Below are 14,368 nucleotides of genomic sequence, written 5' to 3' on the forward strand. Positions count from 1 at the left end.
CAGTCGGTCTCAGTCGTCGCTCGCGGCGTATCTCACCGACTCGGACTCGAGGCTCGGCTCGGGCGTCTCGGGCAGCTCGGCCCGGACGTCGTCGCCGCCGTTCTCGGTGATCGCCTCCTCGTAGGCGTCGGGCATGACCTTCACGAACGACTCGAGGGCACTCTCCCAGTCCTCGAGCAGTTCCCGTCCCCGATCCGAACCGGTGTAGGCGACGTGGTTCTCGACGAGTCGACGGAGGATGGCCTCGTCGGACTCGTCGAGTTCGTCGTAGAGGGTAACCATGCCGGTGTTGGCCGTGCGCTCGAGGTCGCCCGCGGGATCGAGGACGTAGGCGACACCGCCGGACATGCCGGCGGCGAAATTCTTCCCGGTGTCGCCGAGGACGGCGACGACGCCGCCGGTCATGTACTCACAGCCGTGGTCGCCGACGCCCTCGACGACCGCCTTGGCACCGGAGTTGCGCACGGCGAAGCGCTCGCCGGCGACGCCGTTGACGTACAGCTCGCCGCCGGTCGCGCCGTAGAGGGCGACGTTGCCGATGGCGACGTTCTCCGTCGGGTCGTAAGCCGCCGACTCGGGCGTCCGGACGGTGAGCTTCCCGCCGGAGAGGCCCTTGCCGACGTAGTCGTTCGCGACGCCAGTGAGGTGCATCGAGACGCCGCTCGCGAGGAACGCGCCGAAGCTCTGGCCCGCGGTGCCCTCGAGGTCGACGGTGAGGGTGTCTTCGGGAAGGCCGGGTTCGCCGTAGCGGCTCGTCACGCGGTTGGAAAGCATCGCGCCGACGGCGCGGTCGACGTTCGCGATCGACGCAGCGAGGGTGACCGGGCGCTGGTGCTCGATCGCCTCCCGGCCCGCGGCGGCGAGCTTGCGGTCGAGCTGTTCGTCGAGTTCGTGATCCTGTTCGCGGATCTTCCGGCGGACGTCGCCGACGGGTTCGGCGAGGACGGCCGAGAGGTCGACGGTGCGCGCCTTGGGGTGGTTGACGTCCGTTCGCTGGCGCAGGACGTCGACGCGACCGACCATCTCGTCGACCGTCCGGAAGCCAAGCTCGGCCATGAGCTCGCGCAGCTCCCGGGCGACGAAGGTCATGTAGTTTACGACGTGGTCGGGCTCGCCGGGGAAGCGCTGTCTGAGGTCCTCGCGCTGGGTGGCGACGCCCACGGGGCAGGTGTTCTTGTGACACTGTCGAGCCATCACGCAGCCCTCGACGACGAGGCTCGCGGTGCCGAAGACGTACTCCTCGGCGCCCAGCAGGGCGGCGACGGCGACATCGCGGCCGGTCTTCAGTCCGCCGTCGGTGGAGACGCGAATGCGGTCGCGCAGGCCGGTCGCACAGAGCAGCTGGTTCGCTTCGGCGAGGCCGAGCTCCCACGGGAGGCCGGCGTTTTTGATCGACGTTCTGGGTGAGGCACCCGTCCCGCCCGAGTGACCCGAGATGTGGACGACGTCGGCGTTGGCCTTCGCGACGCCCGCGGCGATGGTGCCGATGCCCGCCTCGCTGACGAGCTTGACGTTGATGTCGGCGTCCTCGTTGGCCGCCTTCAGATCGTGGATGAGCTGTTTTAAGTCCTCGATCGAGTAGATGTCGTGCAGCGGCGGCGGTGAGATCAGCCCGACGCCGGGCGTGGACTTGCGGACGTGGGCGATCATCTCGTTGACCTTCTCGCCGGGGAGGTGACCGCCCTCGCCCGGTTTGCTTCCCTGGGCCATCTTGATCTGGAGCTCGTCGGCCGAGGAGAGGTACGTGGAGGTGACGCCGAACCGTCCGGAGGCGACCTGCTTGACGGTACACTCCTTCTCGGTACCGAAGCGTTCGGGCGGCTCGCCACCCTCGCCGGAGTTCGATTTTCCACCCAGGCGGTTCATCGCGATCGAGTTCGTCTCGTGGGCCTCCGGCGAGAGCGAGCCCAGGCTCATCGCGGCCGTCGAGAACCGTTTCACGATCTCCTCGACCGGCTCGACCTCCTCGAGCGGGACGGGCTCGCGGTCGGAATCGAACTCGAGTAAGCCCCGTAAGGTCTGGAGCGACTCGTTCTGTTCGTTGACCATCGCGGCGAACTCCTCGTAGCGCTCGTAGTCGCCCGAGCGGGCGGCCTGCTGGAGCGTGCCGACGGTCTTCGGGTTCCACTGGTGGTGGATGCCGTTGTTCCGGTGGTCGTACTCGCCCGTACGTTCGAGGGCGGCCTCGTCGTCGGCGAAGGCGACGGCGTGGCGCTCGCGGACGTCGGCTTCGAGCTCCGCGAGGCCGATTCCTTCCGTCCGGTTCTCGGTCCCTTCGAAGTACTCGGCAACGAGCTCGGCGTCGAGCCCGACGGCCTCGAAGATCTGGGCGCCGCGGTAGCTCTCGACCGTCGAGATGCCCATCTTCGCCATAACTTTCAGCAGGCCGTTCTCGAGGGCCGTGACGTAGGCGTCGATCGCCGCCTCGAGATCCGCGCCGTCGGCGCCGGCCGTGAGGTCCTCGATGGTCTGGTAGGCGAGGTAGGGGTTGATCGCGCCCGCGCCGTAGCCGACGAGCGTCGCGACGTGGTGGACCGTCCGCGGATCGGCCGATTCGACGACGAGGCCGACGTGGTTGCGGAGTCCGTTGCGCACGAGGTGGTGGTGGACGGCGCCGGTGGCGAGCAGGCTCGGGATCGAAAGCCGGTCGGGGCCGACCGCCCGATCCGAGAGGATCACGACGTCGTGGCCCGCCTCGATGGCCGAAACGGCGTCCGCGCGGACGCGCTCGATGGCGTCCTCGAGGTCGGTGCCGGGCTCGTCGCCCGTCGGCTCGTAGGTGATATCGACCGTGGCCGCGGTGATCCCGTTGGCGTCGCAGTCGCGGATCGCCTCGAGTTCGGCGTCGGTGAGGATGGGCGAGTCGCAGACGAGCTGGCGGGCGTGCTCGGGGCTCTCGTCGAGGAGGTTACGCTGGTGGCCGAGCCGGCACTCGAGGCTCGTGACGAGCTCCTCGCGGATGTAGTCGAGCGGCGGGTTGGTCACCTGGGCGAACAGCTGCTTGAAATAGGAGAACAGCGGCCGGTTGAAGTCGGTGAGCACCGACAGTGGCGTGTCGTCGCCCATCGATCCGACCGGATCCTTGCCCTTCTGCATCATCGGCTCGAGGAGGTTCTCGAGTTCGTCGTGGGTGTAGCCGAACGCCGCCTGGTGGGCGCGCAGGCCGGACACCGGCCGCTGTGGCGTGCGATCGCTGGTCGGCACGAGCTCCTCGAGGGAGAGCTGTTCGCGTGCGACCCACTCGCCGTAGCGGTCGTCGACGAGGTCGTCGAACACCTCCTCGTCCGGAACGACCCGTCCCTCCGTCGGATCAGCGAGGAAGAGCTGCCCGGGCTTGAGGCGACCACGTTCCTCGATCTCGGCGGGATCGTGCTCGAGCGCGCCGGTCTCGCTGGCCATCACGAGCCGGCCACCGGTCGTCACCTCGTACCGGCAGGGGCGCAGCCCGTTGCGGTCGAGGACGGCGCCGACGCGCTCGCCGTCGGTGGCGGCGACGAGGGCGGGGCCGTCCCAGGGCTCGACGAGCGAGGCGTGGAAGTCGTAGAAGTCCTTGCGTTCCTGGGCCATCGAGTCGTCCCCGCGCCAGGCCTCGGGGACGAGCATCCGCAGCGCGTGGGCGAGGTCCCGGCCGTCGGCCATTAGAAGCTCGAGCGCGTTGTCGACGCTCGCGGTGTCGGACTGCGCCGGGTCGTCGATCACCGGCTTGACGGCGTCGATCGCTCGCGGGCGTTGCCCGCTCGCACTGTCCGTGGAACGTGGTTCCACGCAGTCTGCGAGGACGTCGCTCTCGAGGTCGGTCTCGCGGGCGCGCATCCAGTTGACGTTGCCCTGGATGGTGTTGAACTCGCCGTTGTGGATGACGGTGCGGTGCGGGTGGGCGAGGTGCCACGCGCCGAGGGTGTTCGTCGAGAACCGCTCGTGGACCATCACGAACGTCGATTCGACGCGCCCGTCGGTGAGGTCCGGGTAGTAGGTCGGGAGCTGCTCGCCCTTGAGCAGTCCCTTGTAGACGACGGTCTGGCGAGCGAGCGAGCAGACGTAGAATCGGTCGAACGTCTCGAGATCGGCCACCTCCACGGAATTCTCGAGCGCACGCCGGGCAACGTAGAGCGCCCGATCGAACGCGTCGTCCGACCGGTCGTGCGTCGAGGCGACGAAACACTGCCAGACGTCGGGTTCAGAGTCGAGGGCCGTCTCTCCCAGGCCGTCGTTGTCCGTCGGGACGTCCCGCCAGGCACAGACCTCGAGGTCGTACGCCGCGAGGGTCTTTTCGATGTACGCTATCAGGTCGTTGCGAGCGTCGGCGTCCCGGGGGAAAAAGAGCGAACCGACCGCATAGCGGTCGGGCAGATCGACGTCGAGAACCGATCGAAAGAACGCATCGGGCGTCTGCAGCATGATCCCGGCCCCGTCGCCGGTGTTCTTCTCCGCACCCGTCGTGCCGCGATGTTCGAGGTTTACGAGCAGTTCGAGTCCGTCGGCGACGACGTCGTGACCTCCCTCGCCCTCGAGGTCCATGACGACGCCGACGCCGCAGTTCGAGCGTTCGTCCGACAGTTCCGCGAGGTCCCCTGGACGTCCGGTGGATCGCGCTCCGTGTGGCTGTGACATACTACCCGGTGCGCGACGGTCACATATGAGGTTAGCCAATAATGGCTAAGTGTATAACTAACCCATACTAGGGAATTAATATAGCATAATTGGATTTGAGTGAGATATACGGACTAATACGCTTCCGCATCGACCACCGCTCACGGTCGCGGCCGGCTCCACCAGCAGTCGGCGGCACAATCGCGCGTTGTGGACCGGCCAAACTTATTTGACCGATAGTGTAGTGTGTGAGCACATGGCTATCGAAGGAGGCCCCCCGGCACCCGCGATCACGGAACCACCCGAGGAAGACGCCGAGGACGAACCGACCGAGCCCGACGAAGAGCCGACAGTCGACTCCCGTCCGGGGACGATCGAGCACCGAATCGACCAGCAGATCGACGAACGCGTCGAACCGGTCGATCGTCGCCTCGAGGAACTCGAGGAACGCGTCTCGGAACTCGACAACTACGCCAGGATCAGCCTGGGCGAACGACGGGTCAAGCACAACGAGGAGAACCTGGCGGAGTTTTCCGACTCGCTGACCGCGTTCGCCGAGCGAACGATGTCGAAGGCGAACGCGATCGAAGAACAGCTCCAGGTCCAGCGACTGTTGCTCGCGGCGATGCTCGAGGCGCTCGAGGAAGCGGACGTCGACGTCGACCTCTCGGCGGTCGAACGCTACCGGGAGGACCGCATCGTGACCGACGCGGGCAACGCCCAACTCGAAGAGGCGATCGAGCGGCTCTCCTGATTCTCTTGCTAGCCGTTCGGGTTCGGCCGGCTCAAACCTCACGAACGCCGATGACGCGGTCCTGTAGGTACTCGAGGTGCATCGCGTTGTAGACGATTCTGACCTCGTCGGTCGTCGGCACGGCCTGGCAGGTCAGCAGGATTCCTCGTTCGTCGACCTCCTCGTCGGTGAGGATGAGGTCCATGTCCATCGAAATCTCTCCCTCGTAGAGGATCGCCGAACAGTTGGCACACGACGCTGCCCGACACTCGAACGGCCACTCGTGGTCCTGGTCTTCGGCCGCGTCGAGGACGTACCGGTTCTTCCGGACGCCGAACGTCCCGTGATCTTCCTCGTCGAGGTCGGCGTCGGCGGCCTTCTCGAACAGATCCTCGTCCTCGAGTCCCCAGCCACGCTCCGTGAGCACCTCGTAGTTGAGGTACTCGACCGTGTGCTCGTACTCGACCTCCCCGTCGCGCTCGGCGTCCTCTCGCTCTGCGTCCCGACCGACGCGGATGTTCGGGAGTTCAGTGTCCGAAGCCATGAATGCTAGTTAGTGACTCACGTACTTAGCGACGGTGGGACCGTTCATCGAGCGGGAAGGTCCTCGACGAGATCCTCGAAGACGGCCACCTCATCGGCGTCCTGTTCGGGAACGCCCACCTCCCCGAACGGGATGCCACAGGCGTCACACTCGACCCAGACGAACACGTGGGCGGGCTGACAGCACGGGTCGACGCGCTCGTGGTCGCGTTCGACGGGGCCATCACACGCCGGACATCGCTCGAGGAGTACACGCAGTCGTCGGAGCAGGTCCCGGCGCGTCTCGGAACCGAGTTCGTCCCAGTCGTCGATCCACGACTCGAGTGTGGCCGACGCCGCGACGTCGGCGACGAGTGCGGCCTCGGACTCCCACTCGAGGAGCGCGCCGTCGATCGAGAACGTTCGCGGCCCTCGCTTCGTCACTTCGTCGGCGTCGACGAGCGCGCCGACCGCCTCGAGCGTCGGTGACTCGTCGCGGGACGCCCGCAGCTCGCGGCGCCACCGCTCTCGGAACTCGTCGTCCAGAGAGAGCGTGCCAGTCGGCGACTGGCTCGCGACTCCGGCCGCCGTGAGCGCTTCCCAGGCGTCGTCGGTTCGGTCGGCGATCGTCCGGCCAGAACCCTCGTCCTTTCCGAACAGCCGGCGGACCGACGCCGGAAGGTACCGCTTCGTGAGCGTCGGCGTCCCTGGGACGAGGTACCCGCGGAGGTAGATCGGAACGAGGCAGGCAAGAAACAGGACGACGCCCACCTGGCCGGTCGTGACGAACCCGATCGCCGCCGCAACGACGGCTGCGATCGTCACGTTCACGACGGTACACGGCACACAGCGGTTCTCGCCCGTGTACTCGGGCCGTCGCAGTTCCGGGACCGAACCGACGAGCGAACGCATGGATAGTCGCGGGACGGTACCACGACCCGCCACTTAACCGTTCGTCGCCGGGCTACCGGTTTCCGTTCGATCGGTGGCTGATTCGCGTCGGCTGGACGTCCGTGTTCCTCGAGTTCGTGTTCGTTCACGCGCCGCCGGAGGTCGGCCGCCGAGTCGACGACCACGTACGTTTCACAGATGGTACACTTGTCGACGGGCAGGGTATCGGAGGACATCGTGGTGACTGGAGTGTTCGAACGGTCGGACGCTCGTCTCTACGGCGGCGTCCGAATTCCGTCGATCTTGTACCTGGCCGTTGTCGCTTCGTCGAAAAGCACCCGCGTGTTGCACGTGCGGGTGTTTGATCCAGCATCCAGCGTCAGAACCGCCGTTCAGTCGTCGGCGAACCGTCGAATCAGTCCCTTTTTACCCCGCGACGGGGAACGACGAGTATGAGCTTCGAGGAAGACGATCGCGTCGTCCTGCACGACAAGCACAGCGAGTTCGACGGCGAGGTCGGCACGGTCACCCAGACGATGGAGTCGATGTTCGGCGACGTCACCTACACGGTCAGTTTCGACGACGGCCAGGAGGCCGGCGTTCCCGAGGACGCCCTCGAGGCCGCCGAGGCCGAAGACGAAGACGAAGAGTAACCCACTCGAGTCCCGATACTCGCACCCGAATCGATGCCCCAGATACCCCTTCACTACGTCGACCTGCGAGCGTTCTGTTACGTCACCGAGGACGAAAAACGCGTCGAGGACGCGCTTCGGACCTTCCTCCCGGAGGAGTTCGAGCTCGAGCGGGCCGAAACCGAGGGTCACTACGGTGACCGGATTCTCATCCTCTCGGCGCGCGTCGAGAACGCCGACGACGTTCGCCACGTCCTCTCGCGGCTCGCCGATCTCGAGACGTTCGACCGGCTACTCGACGAACTCGACGATCGCGTCACCGAAAACACGGAGCTCTTCTTGCGACTCGACAAACAGGCCGCCTTCAACGGCGAGGTGCGCCTCGGCGATGGGATCACGTTTCGAGCCAAAGTCGAGGCCTACCCCGCGAAAAAGGAGATCGCCGTCGAGCGCGCCGAGGAAGTCCTCGAAGCGCTCCACGACGAGGAGACGGCCGACGGGTGACGGAGCCAGGCGAACGGCGACTCGAACCCCGTCGATCGAGGGGGTGACGCCCGAACCGGGGCCGTTCGAGGCCGAAAAGCGGAGCGCTTTTCGCACGTCCATCCCACGGACCCCACATGAGCGAGCGCCTCGAGATCGTGCTCACGAACGACGACGGGATCGACAGTACGGGGCTCCAGGCGGTGTACGACGCCCTCTCGGAGATCGCCCACGTGACCGTCGTCGCGCCGGCCGACGACCAGAGCGCCGTGGGTCGCTCGATGTCACACGAGGTAACGGTCGACGAGCACGACCTCGGCTACGCAGTCGAGGGGACACCTGCCGACTGCGTCGTCGCGGCGATGGGCGAACTCGGTCCCGAGCCGGATCTCGTCGTCGCCGGCTGTAACCGGGGAGCGAACCTCGGCGAGTACGTCATCGGGCGGTCGGGTACCGTCAGCGCCGCGATCGAAGCCGCCTTCTTCGACGTCCCCGCGATCGCGACGTCGCTGTACGTCCCCGCGGGCGACATCTCCTACCGGGAGGTCGAGATCACCCGCGAGCAGTACGTCGAGGCCGTCCGCGCGACCCGATACCTCGTCGACCGCGCCCCCGACACCGGGATCTTCGACCGGGCAGCCGTTCTCAACGTGAACGCGCCCGTCCCCGACGGCGACGAGCCCGCCCCCCTCGAGCTCACCGTTCCCTCCGACCGCTACGAGATGGACGCCTCGGTCAACGGCGACGGCTCGATCCGGCTGGCCGACCGCATCTGGGAGCGAATGGACCCGGAGACGCTCCCCGACCCCGAGGGGACCGACCGTCGGGCCGTCGTCGACGGCCGCGTCAGCATCACGCCGCTGAGCGTCCCGCAGGCGACCGTTCGCGCCGACGAACTCGAGGCGCTCACGGAGTCGTACCCCGACGCGGCCGTCGACCTCGACCTCTAGTCTAGCCGGATAGTTCAACGCCCGTACTGATACCCGGACAGATTTGTACCACCACCGCGAACTACACGGCGATGACCGCCGCCGAGATCGAGTACCCCCGCCCGTGTGATCCCCTCGAGCGGGCCGGAGCCGGTCCAGACGCGCTCCTGGCGGGAGCCAGCAGCGGCCTCGGAGCTGCCAGGGCCAGTGGCGAGGGTAGATCGGACCACGACGTCGGAGAGGTCGTCGACATCGTCCACGATCGACTGTGACGTCGAGCGACGCCGACCCGTCGACGCGTGATCGGACTCCAACGTGCAAGGAAACGGGTAATCTACGGTGCCGAACAATCGACACACGGAACGGTGACTCGCTGGCGGCGGAACCGACATATAATCGGACGGGCATACCAGTACGGTACGAGACGGGTGGCAAGTTCAGCTAATGGTGATCGACAACGATGGTATTTGATACACTCAGGACCCGCCTCTCGTCGCTCTGGCGATCGGATTCGAGCGACGACGAGGACGAAACCGGGTCTGCCAGGACGGAACCAGGCGAATCGGACAGGGAAACCGACGACGAGACGTTGAGTTACGCCGAACAGGTCGAGTACGGTGTCGACGAACGGGAACTCCCTGACGAGGACAAAATTCTCCGCCTCCTCGTCAAACGCGGCGGCCGCGTCGACGAGACGACCGTTCTCGAGAAAACCGGCTGGTCCCACGACCATCTCCAGCGCGTCGTCGACGAGATGGAAGCCGACGATCAGATCAGCGCGATTACCGTCGGGCGAAAGCGCGTTATCTGCCGGCGGGGCTTCGAACCCAAAGGCTACCGATCCCACCTGAACGAGTGACTCGAGTCGGACTCGAGGGGTGAATACCTGCAACCTGTGTCTCACCAGCTCCAGCGAGTGCGTCACTCGGCCGACTCGCGACGGGTACTCGAGGTCGACAGAGACGTCGGCACGGGAGCGCTGAGCAGCTGCCGCCCCTCAATCACAAAGGCATATGACACGTCGGTTCGAACTCACCCGACATGCCCTCGCCCGCTGACTCGAACGTCGACGACGACGCGAGTTCGAATCCCGCCGACGCACGTTCGGACGCTACCGACACGAGTCCGAACCCCGCCGACGCACGTTCGAATACCGACGCGACCTCGAACACCGTCCTCAACGCGGTCATCGGCGCCGTCGTCACCGTCGTGCTCACTTTCACCGCCTTCTCACCGATCCTCGGCGGAGCCGTCGCCGGGTACCTCGAGAAGCGCGATGGCCTTCGCGTCGGCGCCATCTCTGGCGCCATCGCCGCGCTCCCAATCTTGCTGTTCAGCCTTCTGTCGATGACCTTTCTCGGCCTGTTCGCCCTCCAGGCAGTGGGAGTCTTCCTGCTCGTCCTGTTCGTTGCGTTTCCGCTCATCTTGCTCTGGGTCGTCGGACTGAGCGCCCTCGGCGGCGTCCTCGGCGTCTACCTCGCCGAGGAGCTGTAACACGCTCGAGGTCCTCGCAGGAATCGATCGGACGAAAACACTTTCTTACCGGGGTGAGGATGGCTAGCATTCACATGTCCGGGGATGACGAATCAGTTCCAATTATCGGCACGCAGATCGGGCTCTGGGGGGCGGTTGCACTCGTCGTCGGGAACGCAATTTCAGTGACGATGTTCTTGCTTCCGGCCCATCTCATGGCCGACGGCGTCGGCCCGAGTATCGTCCCGGCCGTCGTCCTCGCCGCGTTACCGATGGTGTTCGGCGTGATCGTCATGCTCCAGCTCGGCGCCGCAATTCCGGTCGCCGGCGGCGGCTACCTCTATCCCTCGAGGTTGATCGGCCCGTTCTGGGGGTTCACCATCCCCTGGCTCGTCGTTCCCACGATCTGGTTCGGCCTGGTGTACACCGCCCACGGCTTCGCCGAGTACGTCCGGTTTTTCGTCGACCTCCCGATGTGGCTCCTGATCGGCGGCGTGTTACTCGCGTTCGTGCTCTTGAACCTTCGCGGCATCAAGCTCATCACCACCGTGCAGTTCGCCCTCGTCGCCATCATCGTCGGTGGGATGGTGCTGTTCATCGTCCCAGGTGCCTTCCACGTCGATGCCGGCAACTACACGCCGATGTTCCCCGAGGGATACGGCCCGTTCATCGTCGCGACGATCTCGCTGTTCATCGGGATGTACGGCTTCAACCTGGCGATCGACATCGGGGAAGAACTCGAGCACCCGGAGCGAAACGTCCCTCGCGTCCTCATCTACAGCGCGGTCATCGGGATGACGCTCATGATCGGGGTCGTCGCGGTCGCCGTCGGGGTGATGCACTGGACCGACCTCGCCGGCGTCGAAGCCGGCATCGCGGTGGTCGCACTCGAGTTCCTGCCCGGGTGGGCGAGCGGGTTCGTCGCGCTGGCCGCGGTGGTCGGTGGCATTACGACGGTCAACACGCTCATCGTCACGTACTCCCGCGAGATCATGCGGGCCGCACGCGACGACGTCTTCCCGTCGTCGCTGGCGACGCTCCATCCGGTCCACGAGAGCCCGACGCGGGCGGTGCTCCTCCTCGGCGTTCCGGCGTTGTTCATCGTCCCGTTTATGCCGTCGCCGGCACTCCTGGCCCCCGGGCTCGGGCTCGTCCTCCTCTATGCGTTCTTCCTCCTCTCGGTCGCCGCGTGGCGGCTGCCGTCGCTGTACCCGGAGCGGTACCAGAACGCGTCGATCAAACTCCCGCGCGTCGCCCTGATGCTGGCGGCGATCGGCGGCGGGGTGTCGACGCTCGTGTTCTGGCTCCTCCTCTCCTCACAGCTGCCGGCGATGGGCCTGCTCATCCTCGGCTGGATCGCTCTCGGCTACCCCGTCTTCCGATACCGGGTCGCCACGTTCGAACGTAACGGAATCGACCTTCGCGACCGACTGGGGACGCTCGACGACCACGAGCGTGCTGACGTGGGCTCACCAGAGACACTCGCCCGAAAATAATTCACACCGCTCGCGAATTTGTTCGCGGCGCACGAATCATGGACTCGCCGGGATTTGAACCCGGGGCCTCTTCCTTGCGAAGGAAGCGATCTGCCACTGATCTACGAGCCCTCGTCACATCGTACCCGTGGTCGATACTTGAGACTTGTGTTTTGGGGGACTCCGTGTGCGGAGTTCACATCCTCGAGTCCCCGTTCGAACCCGGATGAAACGAGCCGCAGCCGCGTCGCTCTCACACGGACGGGGTATCGGTGGGAGGGCGACGTTCGACCTGGAGGAGGCGTGCGCGACCGGCGAGCAGCCCGAAGAGGAAGCCGGTGAAGTGGGCGATCAGCGCGGCTCGAGGACTCGCGGTCGCGATCGTGATCCCGGCCGCCAGCACGACGAAGACGAGCCAGACGAGCCAGCGCGGGACGTCGACGCTCGAGGCCACGCCCTCCGAGACGGGATTGGCGGCGATGAGGTAGCCGAGGAGGGCGAAAATCGCACCGCTGGCGCCGACGACGGGGGCGACAGTTCCGAGGAGCCCCATCAGCCAGACCTGTGAGATGCCGGCGAGCGCGCCAGCAACGATGAAGAAGGTGTGAAAGCGAAAGCGCGTGGTGGCGCGGGCGACGGGCCACCCGAAGAGCACGAGGGCGACGCTGTTCGAGAGCAGGTGGCCGAGGCTCCCGTGGGCGTAGATACTCGTCACGATCGTCCACGGGTCGTCGGTGACCGGCATCGAGAGGTAAAAGAGACTCCCCATCGCGCCGAACAGGCCCGTGACGAACTGGGCGAGGGCGACCAGCAGGAAGACGACGAGCGTCTCGAGGATCGGGCTCCCCGACGAGCGGGTCATGGGCGATACTACGGACGGTCGCTACAAAGCCCTTGTCGACCCGAATCCGAAAGAGACACCCGTTGCTCGTCGGGGTCAATCGTCAGGACGGCGTCGCGAAGCCGTCGAGAAACTGCTATCGTCTCTCGTGTACGTCCCGCCGGCGAAACGAACCTGCGCGGGAGGTCGAGATCAGTCCTCGAGGACGATCTCGATCGAGACGTCGTTGGGCACCTGGATGCGCATGAGCTGTCGGAGTGCGCGTTCGTCGGCGTCCAGGTCGATCAGGCGCTTGTGGACGCGCATTTCCCAGTGCTCCCACGTGGCGGTACCCTCGCCGTCGGGCGACTTCCGCGTCGGCACCTCGAGCGTCTTCGTCGGTAGCGGGATCGGCCCGCTGAGGTTGACGCCGGTGTTGTTCGCGATCTCGCGGACGTCGTCGCAGATATCGTCTAAGTCCTGCGGTCTCGTCCCCGCGAGTCGAACGCGTGCCTGTTGCATTTATTTCTCGTCGACGTTGAGGACCTTGCCGGCCGCGATGGTCTGACCCATGTCGCGGATGGCGAAGCTCCCGAGTTCGGGGATCTCGCTCGAGGGCTCGATGCTGAGCGGCTTCTGCGGTCGGATGGTGACCACAGCGGCGTCACCCGACTGGATGAAGTCGGGGTTCTCCTCGGCGACCTCGCCCGTGGCGGGGTCCATCTTCTGGTCGATGGACTCGATCGTACAGGCGACCTGGGCCGTGTGGGCGTGGAAGACGGGCGTGTAGCCCGCGGTGATCACGCTGGGGTGCTGCATGACGACGACCTGTGCCTGGAACGTCTCGGCGACGCTCGGTGGCTCCTCGGCGGGACCACAGACGTCACCGCGGCGGATGTCGTCTTTGCCGATGCCGCGGACGTTGAATCCGACGTTGTCACCGGGCTCTGCTTTGGGCACCTCTTCGTGGTGCATCTCGATCGTCTTGACCTCGCCGCCGACGTCGCTGGGCTGGAAGGAGACGTTGTCGCCGATGTTCATGACACCGGTCTCGATCCGTCCGACGGGGACGGTCCCGATGCCGGAGATCGTGTAGACGTCCTGGATCGGCAGGCGAAGCGGTGCGTCGGTCGGCTCCTGGGGCTCTGGCAGGTCGTCGAGTGCCTCGAGCAGGGTACGGCCGTCGTACCACGGCGTCTCGTCGGAGGCCTCGGCGATGTTGTCGCCCTCGAACGCCGAGATGGGGATGAACGAGGCGTCGTCGACCTGGAACTGCACCTGCTTGAGCAGCTGGTTGACTTCGCCGACGACCTCGTTGAACGAGTCTTCGGCGTAGTCGACGACGTCCATCTTGTTGATGCCGATGAGGAGCTCGTCGATACCCAGCGTTCGGGCCAGGAAGACGTGCTCCTGGGTCTGGGGCGCAACACCGTCGTCGGCGGCGACGACGAGGACGGCGTTGTCTGCCTGGGACGCTCCAGTGATCATGTTCTTGACGAAGTCACGGTGGCCAGGACAGTCGACGATGGTGAAGTGGTACTCGTCCGTGTCGAACTCCTGGTGGGCGATGTCGATGGTGACACCACGCTCTCGCTCCTCGGCGAGGTTGTCCATCACGTAGGCGAACTCGAATCCGCCCTTGCCCTTCTCTTCGGCTTCCTGTCGGTGCTGCTCGATGACGTGCTCGGGTACGCTCCCCGTCTCGAAGAGGAGTCGCCCGACCAGTGTGCTCTTTCCGTGGTCGACGTGGCCGATGATGGCCAGGTTCTGGTGGGGTTTGTCTTCGCTCATTGTTGTAGCTCACGCGCAGAGGCGCTTAT

The 14,368-nt window shown here is 65.9% G+C and carries 14 protein-coding genes and 1 tRNA gene; 8 read left to right on the forward strand and 7 right to left on the reverse strand.

Translation table 11 applies throughout. The annotated features are described in order from the left end of the window. Window positions 1–9: 9 nt before the first annotated feature. Window positions 10–4,611, reverse strand: coding sequence for a glutamate synthase large subunit (gltB, locus tag NMQ09_RS07950; RefSeq protein ID WP_255194057.1), 4,602 nt, complete (start codon window positions 4,609–4,611; stop codon window positions 10–12). Window positions 4,612–4,846: 235 nt separating this feature from the next. Between gltB and NMQ09_RS07955 the strand changes: the two genes are divergently transcribed. Beyond that, window positions 4,847–5,344, forward strand: a complete 498-nt coding sequence (locus NMQ09_RS07955; RefSeq protein ID WP_255194058.1) for a hypothetical protein — start codon at window positions 4,847–4,849, stop codon at window positions 5,342–5,344. A 31-nt stretch (window positions 5,345–5,375) separates the two neighbouring features. Here the strand turns inward: NMQ09_RS07955 and fer are convergent, their stop codons facing one another. After that, complete coding sequence (fer, locus tag NMQ09_RS07960) at window positions 5,376–5,867, reverse strand: ferredoxin Fer (protein ID WP_255194059.1); 492 nt, start codon at window positions 5,865–5,867, stop codon at window positions 5,376–5,378. A gap of 44 nt (window positions 5,868–5,911) precedes the next feature. Then, entirely contained in the window at window positions 5,912–6,757 is an 846-nt protein-coding gene (locus tag NMQ09_RS07965; protein ID WP_255194060.1) for a DUF8054 domain-containing protein, read from the reverse strand. A gap of 431 nt (window positions 6,758–7,188) precedes the next feature. Between NMQ09_RS07965 and NMQ09_RS07970 the strand changes: the two genes are divergently transcribed. From NMQ09_RS07970 to NMQ09_RS08000, 7 genes are all read left to right on the forward strand, one after another. Continuing rightward, complete coding sequence (locus NMQ09_RS07970; RefSeq protein ID WP_255194061.1) at window positions 7,189–7,389, forward strand: DUF1918 domain-containing protein; 201 nt, start codon at window positions 7,189–7,191, stop codon at window positions 7,387–7,389. A 33-nt stretch (window positions 7,390–7,422) separates the two neighbouring features. Next, window positions 7,423–7,872 carry an RNA-binding protein gene (locus NMQ09_RS07975; RefSeq protein ID WP_255194062.1) on the forward strand — a complete coding sequence of 150 codons (450 nt, stop codon included), beginning with the start codon at window positions 7,423–7,425 and terminating at the stop codon, window positions 7,870–7,872. Between the two features lie 116 nt (window positions 7,873–7,988). Further along, window positions 7,989–8,801 (forward strand): 5'/3'-nucleotidase SurE, encoded by an 813-nt coding sequence (gene surE / locus NMQ09_RS07980; protein ID WP_255194063.1) that lies wholly within the window; start codon window positions 7,989–7,991, stop codon window positions 8,799–8,801. 71 nt (window positions 8,802–8,872) lie between these two features. Beyond that, complete coding sequence (locus NMQ09_RS07985) at window positions 8,873–9,052, forward strand: hypothetical protein (protein ID WP_255194064.1); 180 nt, start codon at window positions 8,873–8,875, stop codon at window positions 9,050–9,052. Between the two features lie 188 nt (window positions 9,053–9,240). Next, entirely contained in the window at window positions 9,241–9,639 is a 399-nt protein-coding gene (locus tag NMQ09_RS07990) for a helix-turn-helix transcriptional regulator (protein WP_255194065.1), read from the forward strand. 182 nt (window positions 9,640–9,821) lie between these two features. Beyond that, window positions 9,822–10,274, forward strand: a complete 453-nt coding sequence (locus NMQ09_RS07995; protein ID WP_255194066.1) for a DUF5518 domain-containing protein — start codon at window positions 9,822–9,824, stop codon at window positions 10,272–10,274. 74 nt (window positions 10,275–10,348) lie between these two features. Then, window positions 10,349–11,749: an APC family permease gene (locus NMQ09_RS08000; protein WP_255194067.1), complete on the forward strand. Its 1,401-nt coding sequence runs from the start codon at window positions 10,349–10,351 to the stop codon at window positions 11,747–11,749. A 39-nt stretch (window positions 11,750–11,788) separates the two neighbouring features. Here the strand turns inward: NMQ09_RS08000 and NMQ09_RS08005 are convergent. From NMQ09_RS08005 to tuf, 4 genes are all read right to left on the reverse strand, one after another. Further along, window positions 11,789–11,860, reverse strand: a tRNA-Ala gene (locus tag NMQ09_RS08005). A 121-nt stretch (window positions 11,861–11,981) separates the two neighbouring features. After that, a complete protein-coding gene (locus tag NMQ09_RS08010; RefSeq protein WP_255194068.1) occupies window positions 11,982–12,590 on the reverse strand; it encodes a rhomboid family intramembrane serine protease in 609 nt (202 codons plus the stop codon). 171 nt (window positions 12,591–12,761) lie between these two features. After that, complete coding sequence (gene rpsJ / locus NMQ09_RS08015) at window positions 12,762–13,070, reverse strand: 30S ribosomal protein S10 (RefSeq protein WP_255194069.1); 309 nt, start codon at window positions 13,068–13,070, stop codon at window positions 12,762–12,764. After that, window positions 13,071–14,339 carry a translation elongation factor EF-1 subunit alpha gene (gene tuf / locus NMQ09_RS08020; protein WP_255194070.1) on the reverse strand — a complete coding sequence of 423 codons (1,269 nt, stop codon included), beginning with the start codon at window positions 14,337–14,339 and terminating at the stop codon, window positions 13,071–13,073. Between the last annotated feature and the right edge of the window lie 29 nt (window positions 14,340–14,368).

It is taken from the genome of Natronobeatus ordinarius (assembly GCF_024362485.1).
Lineage (GTDB): Archaea > Halobacteriota > Halobacteria > Halobacteriales > Natrialbaceae > Natronobeatus > Natronobeatus ordinarius.

Excerpts from the sequence above, each read along its gene's own strand:
- gltB (WP_255194057.1), bottom strand. The coding sequence starts at position 4,611 with ATGTCACAGCCACACGGAGCGCGATCCACCGGACGTCCAGGGGACCTC.
- surE (WP_255194063.1), top strand. The coding sequence starts at position 7,989 with ATGAGCGAGCGCCTCGAGATCGTGCTCACGAACGACGACGGGATCGAC.
- NMQ09_RS08000 (WP_255194067.1), top strand. The coding sequence starts at position 10,349 with ATGTCCGGGGATGACGAATCAGTTCCAATTATCGGCACGCAGATCGGG.
- NMQ09_RS07970 (WP_255194061.1), top strand. The coding sequence starts at position 7,189 with ATGAGCTTCGAGGAAGACGATCGCGTCGTCCTGCACGACAAGCACAGC.
- NMQ09_RS07990 (WP_255194065.1), top strand. The coding sequence starts at position 9,241 with ATGGTATTTGATACACTCAGGACCCGCCTCTCGTCGCTCTGGCGATCG.
- tuf (WP_255194070.1), bottom strand. The coding sequence starts at position 14,339 with ATGAGCGAAGACAAACCCCACCAGAACCTGGCCATCATCGGCCACGTC.
- NMQ09_RS07985 (WP_255194064.1), top strand. The coding sequence starts at position 8,873 with ATGACCGCCGCCGAGATCGAGTACCCCCGCCCGTGTGATCCCCTCGAG.
- NMQ09_RS07955 (WP_255194058.1), top strand. The coding sequence starts at position 4,847 with ATGGCTATCGAAGGAGGCCCCCCGGCACCCGCGATCACGGAACCACCC.
- NMQ09_RS08010 (WP_255194068.1), bottom strand. The coding sequence starts at position 12,590 with ATGACCCGCTCGTCGGGGAGCCCGATCCTCGAGACGCTCGTCGTCTTC.
- fer (WP_255194059.1), bottom strand. The coding sequence starts at position 5,867 with ATGGCTTCGGACACTGAACTCCCGAACATCCGCGTCGGTCGGGACGCA.
- NMQ09_RS07975 (WP_255194062.1), top strand. The coding sequence starts at position 7,423 with ATGCCCCAGATACCCCTTCACTACGTCGACCTGCGAGCGTTCTGTTAC.
- NMQ09_RS07995 (WP_255194066.1), top strand. The coding sequence starts at position 9,822 with ATGCCCTCGCCCGCTGACTCGAACGTCGACGACGACGCGAGTTCGAAT.
- NMQ09_RS07965 (WP_255194060.1), bottom strand. The coding sequence starts at position 6,757 with ATGCGTTCGCTCGTCGGTTCGGTCCCGGAACTGCGACGGCCCGAGTAC.
- rpsJ (WP_255194069.1), bottom strand. The coding sequence starts at position 13,070 with ATGCAACAGGCACGCGTTCGACTCGCGGGGACGAGACCGCAGGACTTA.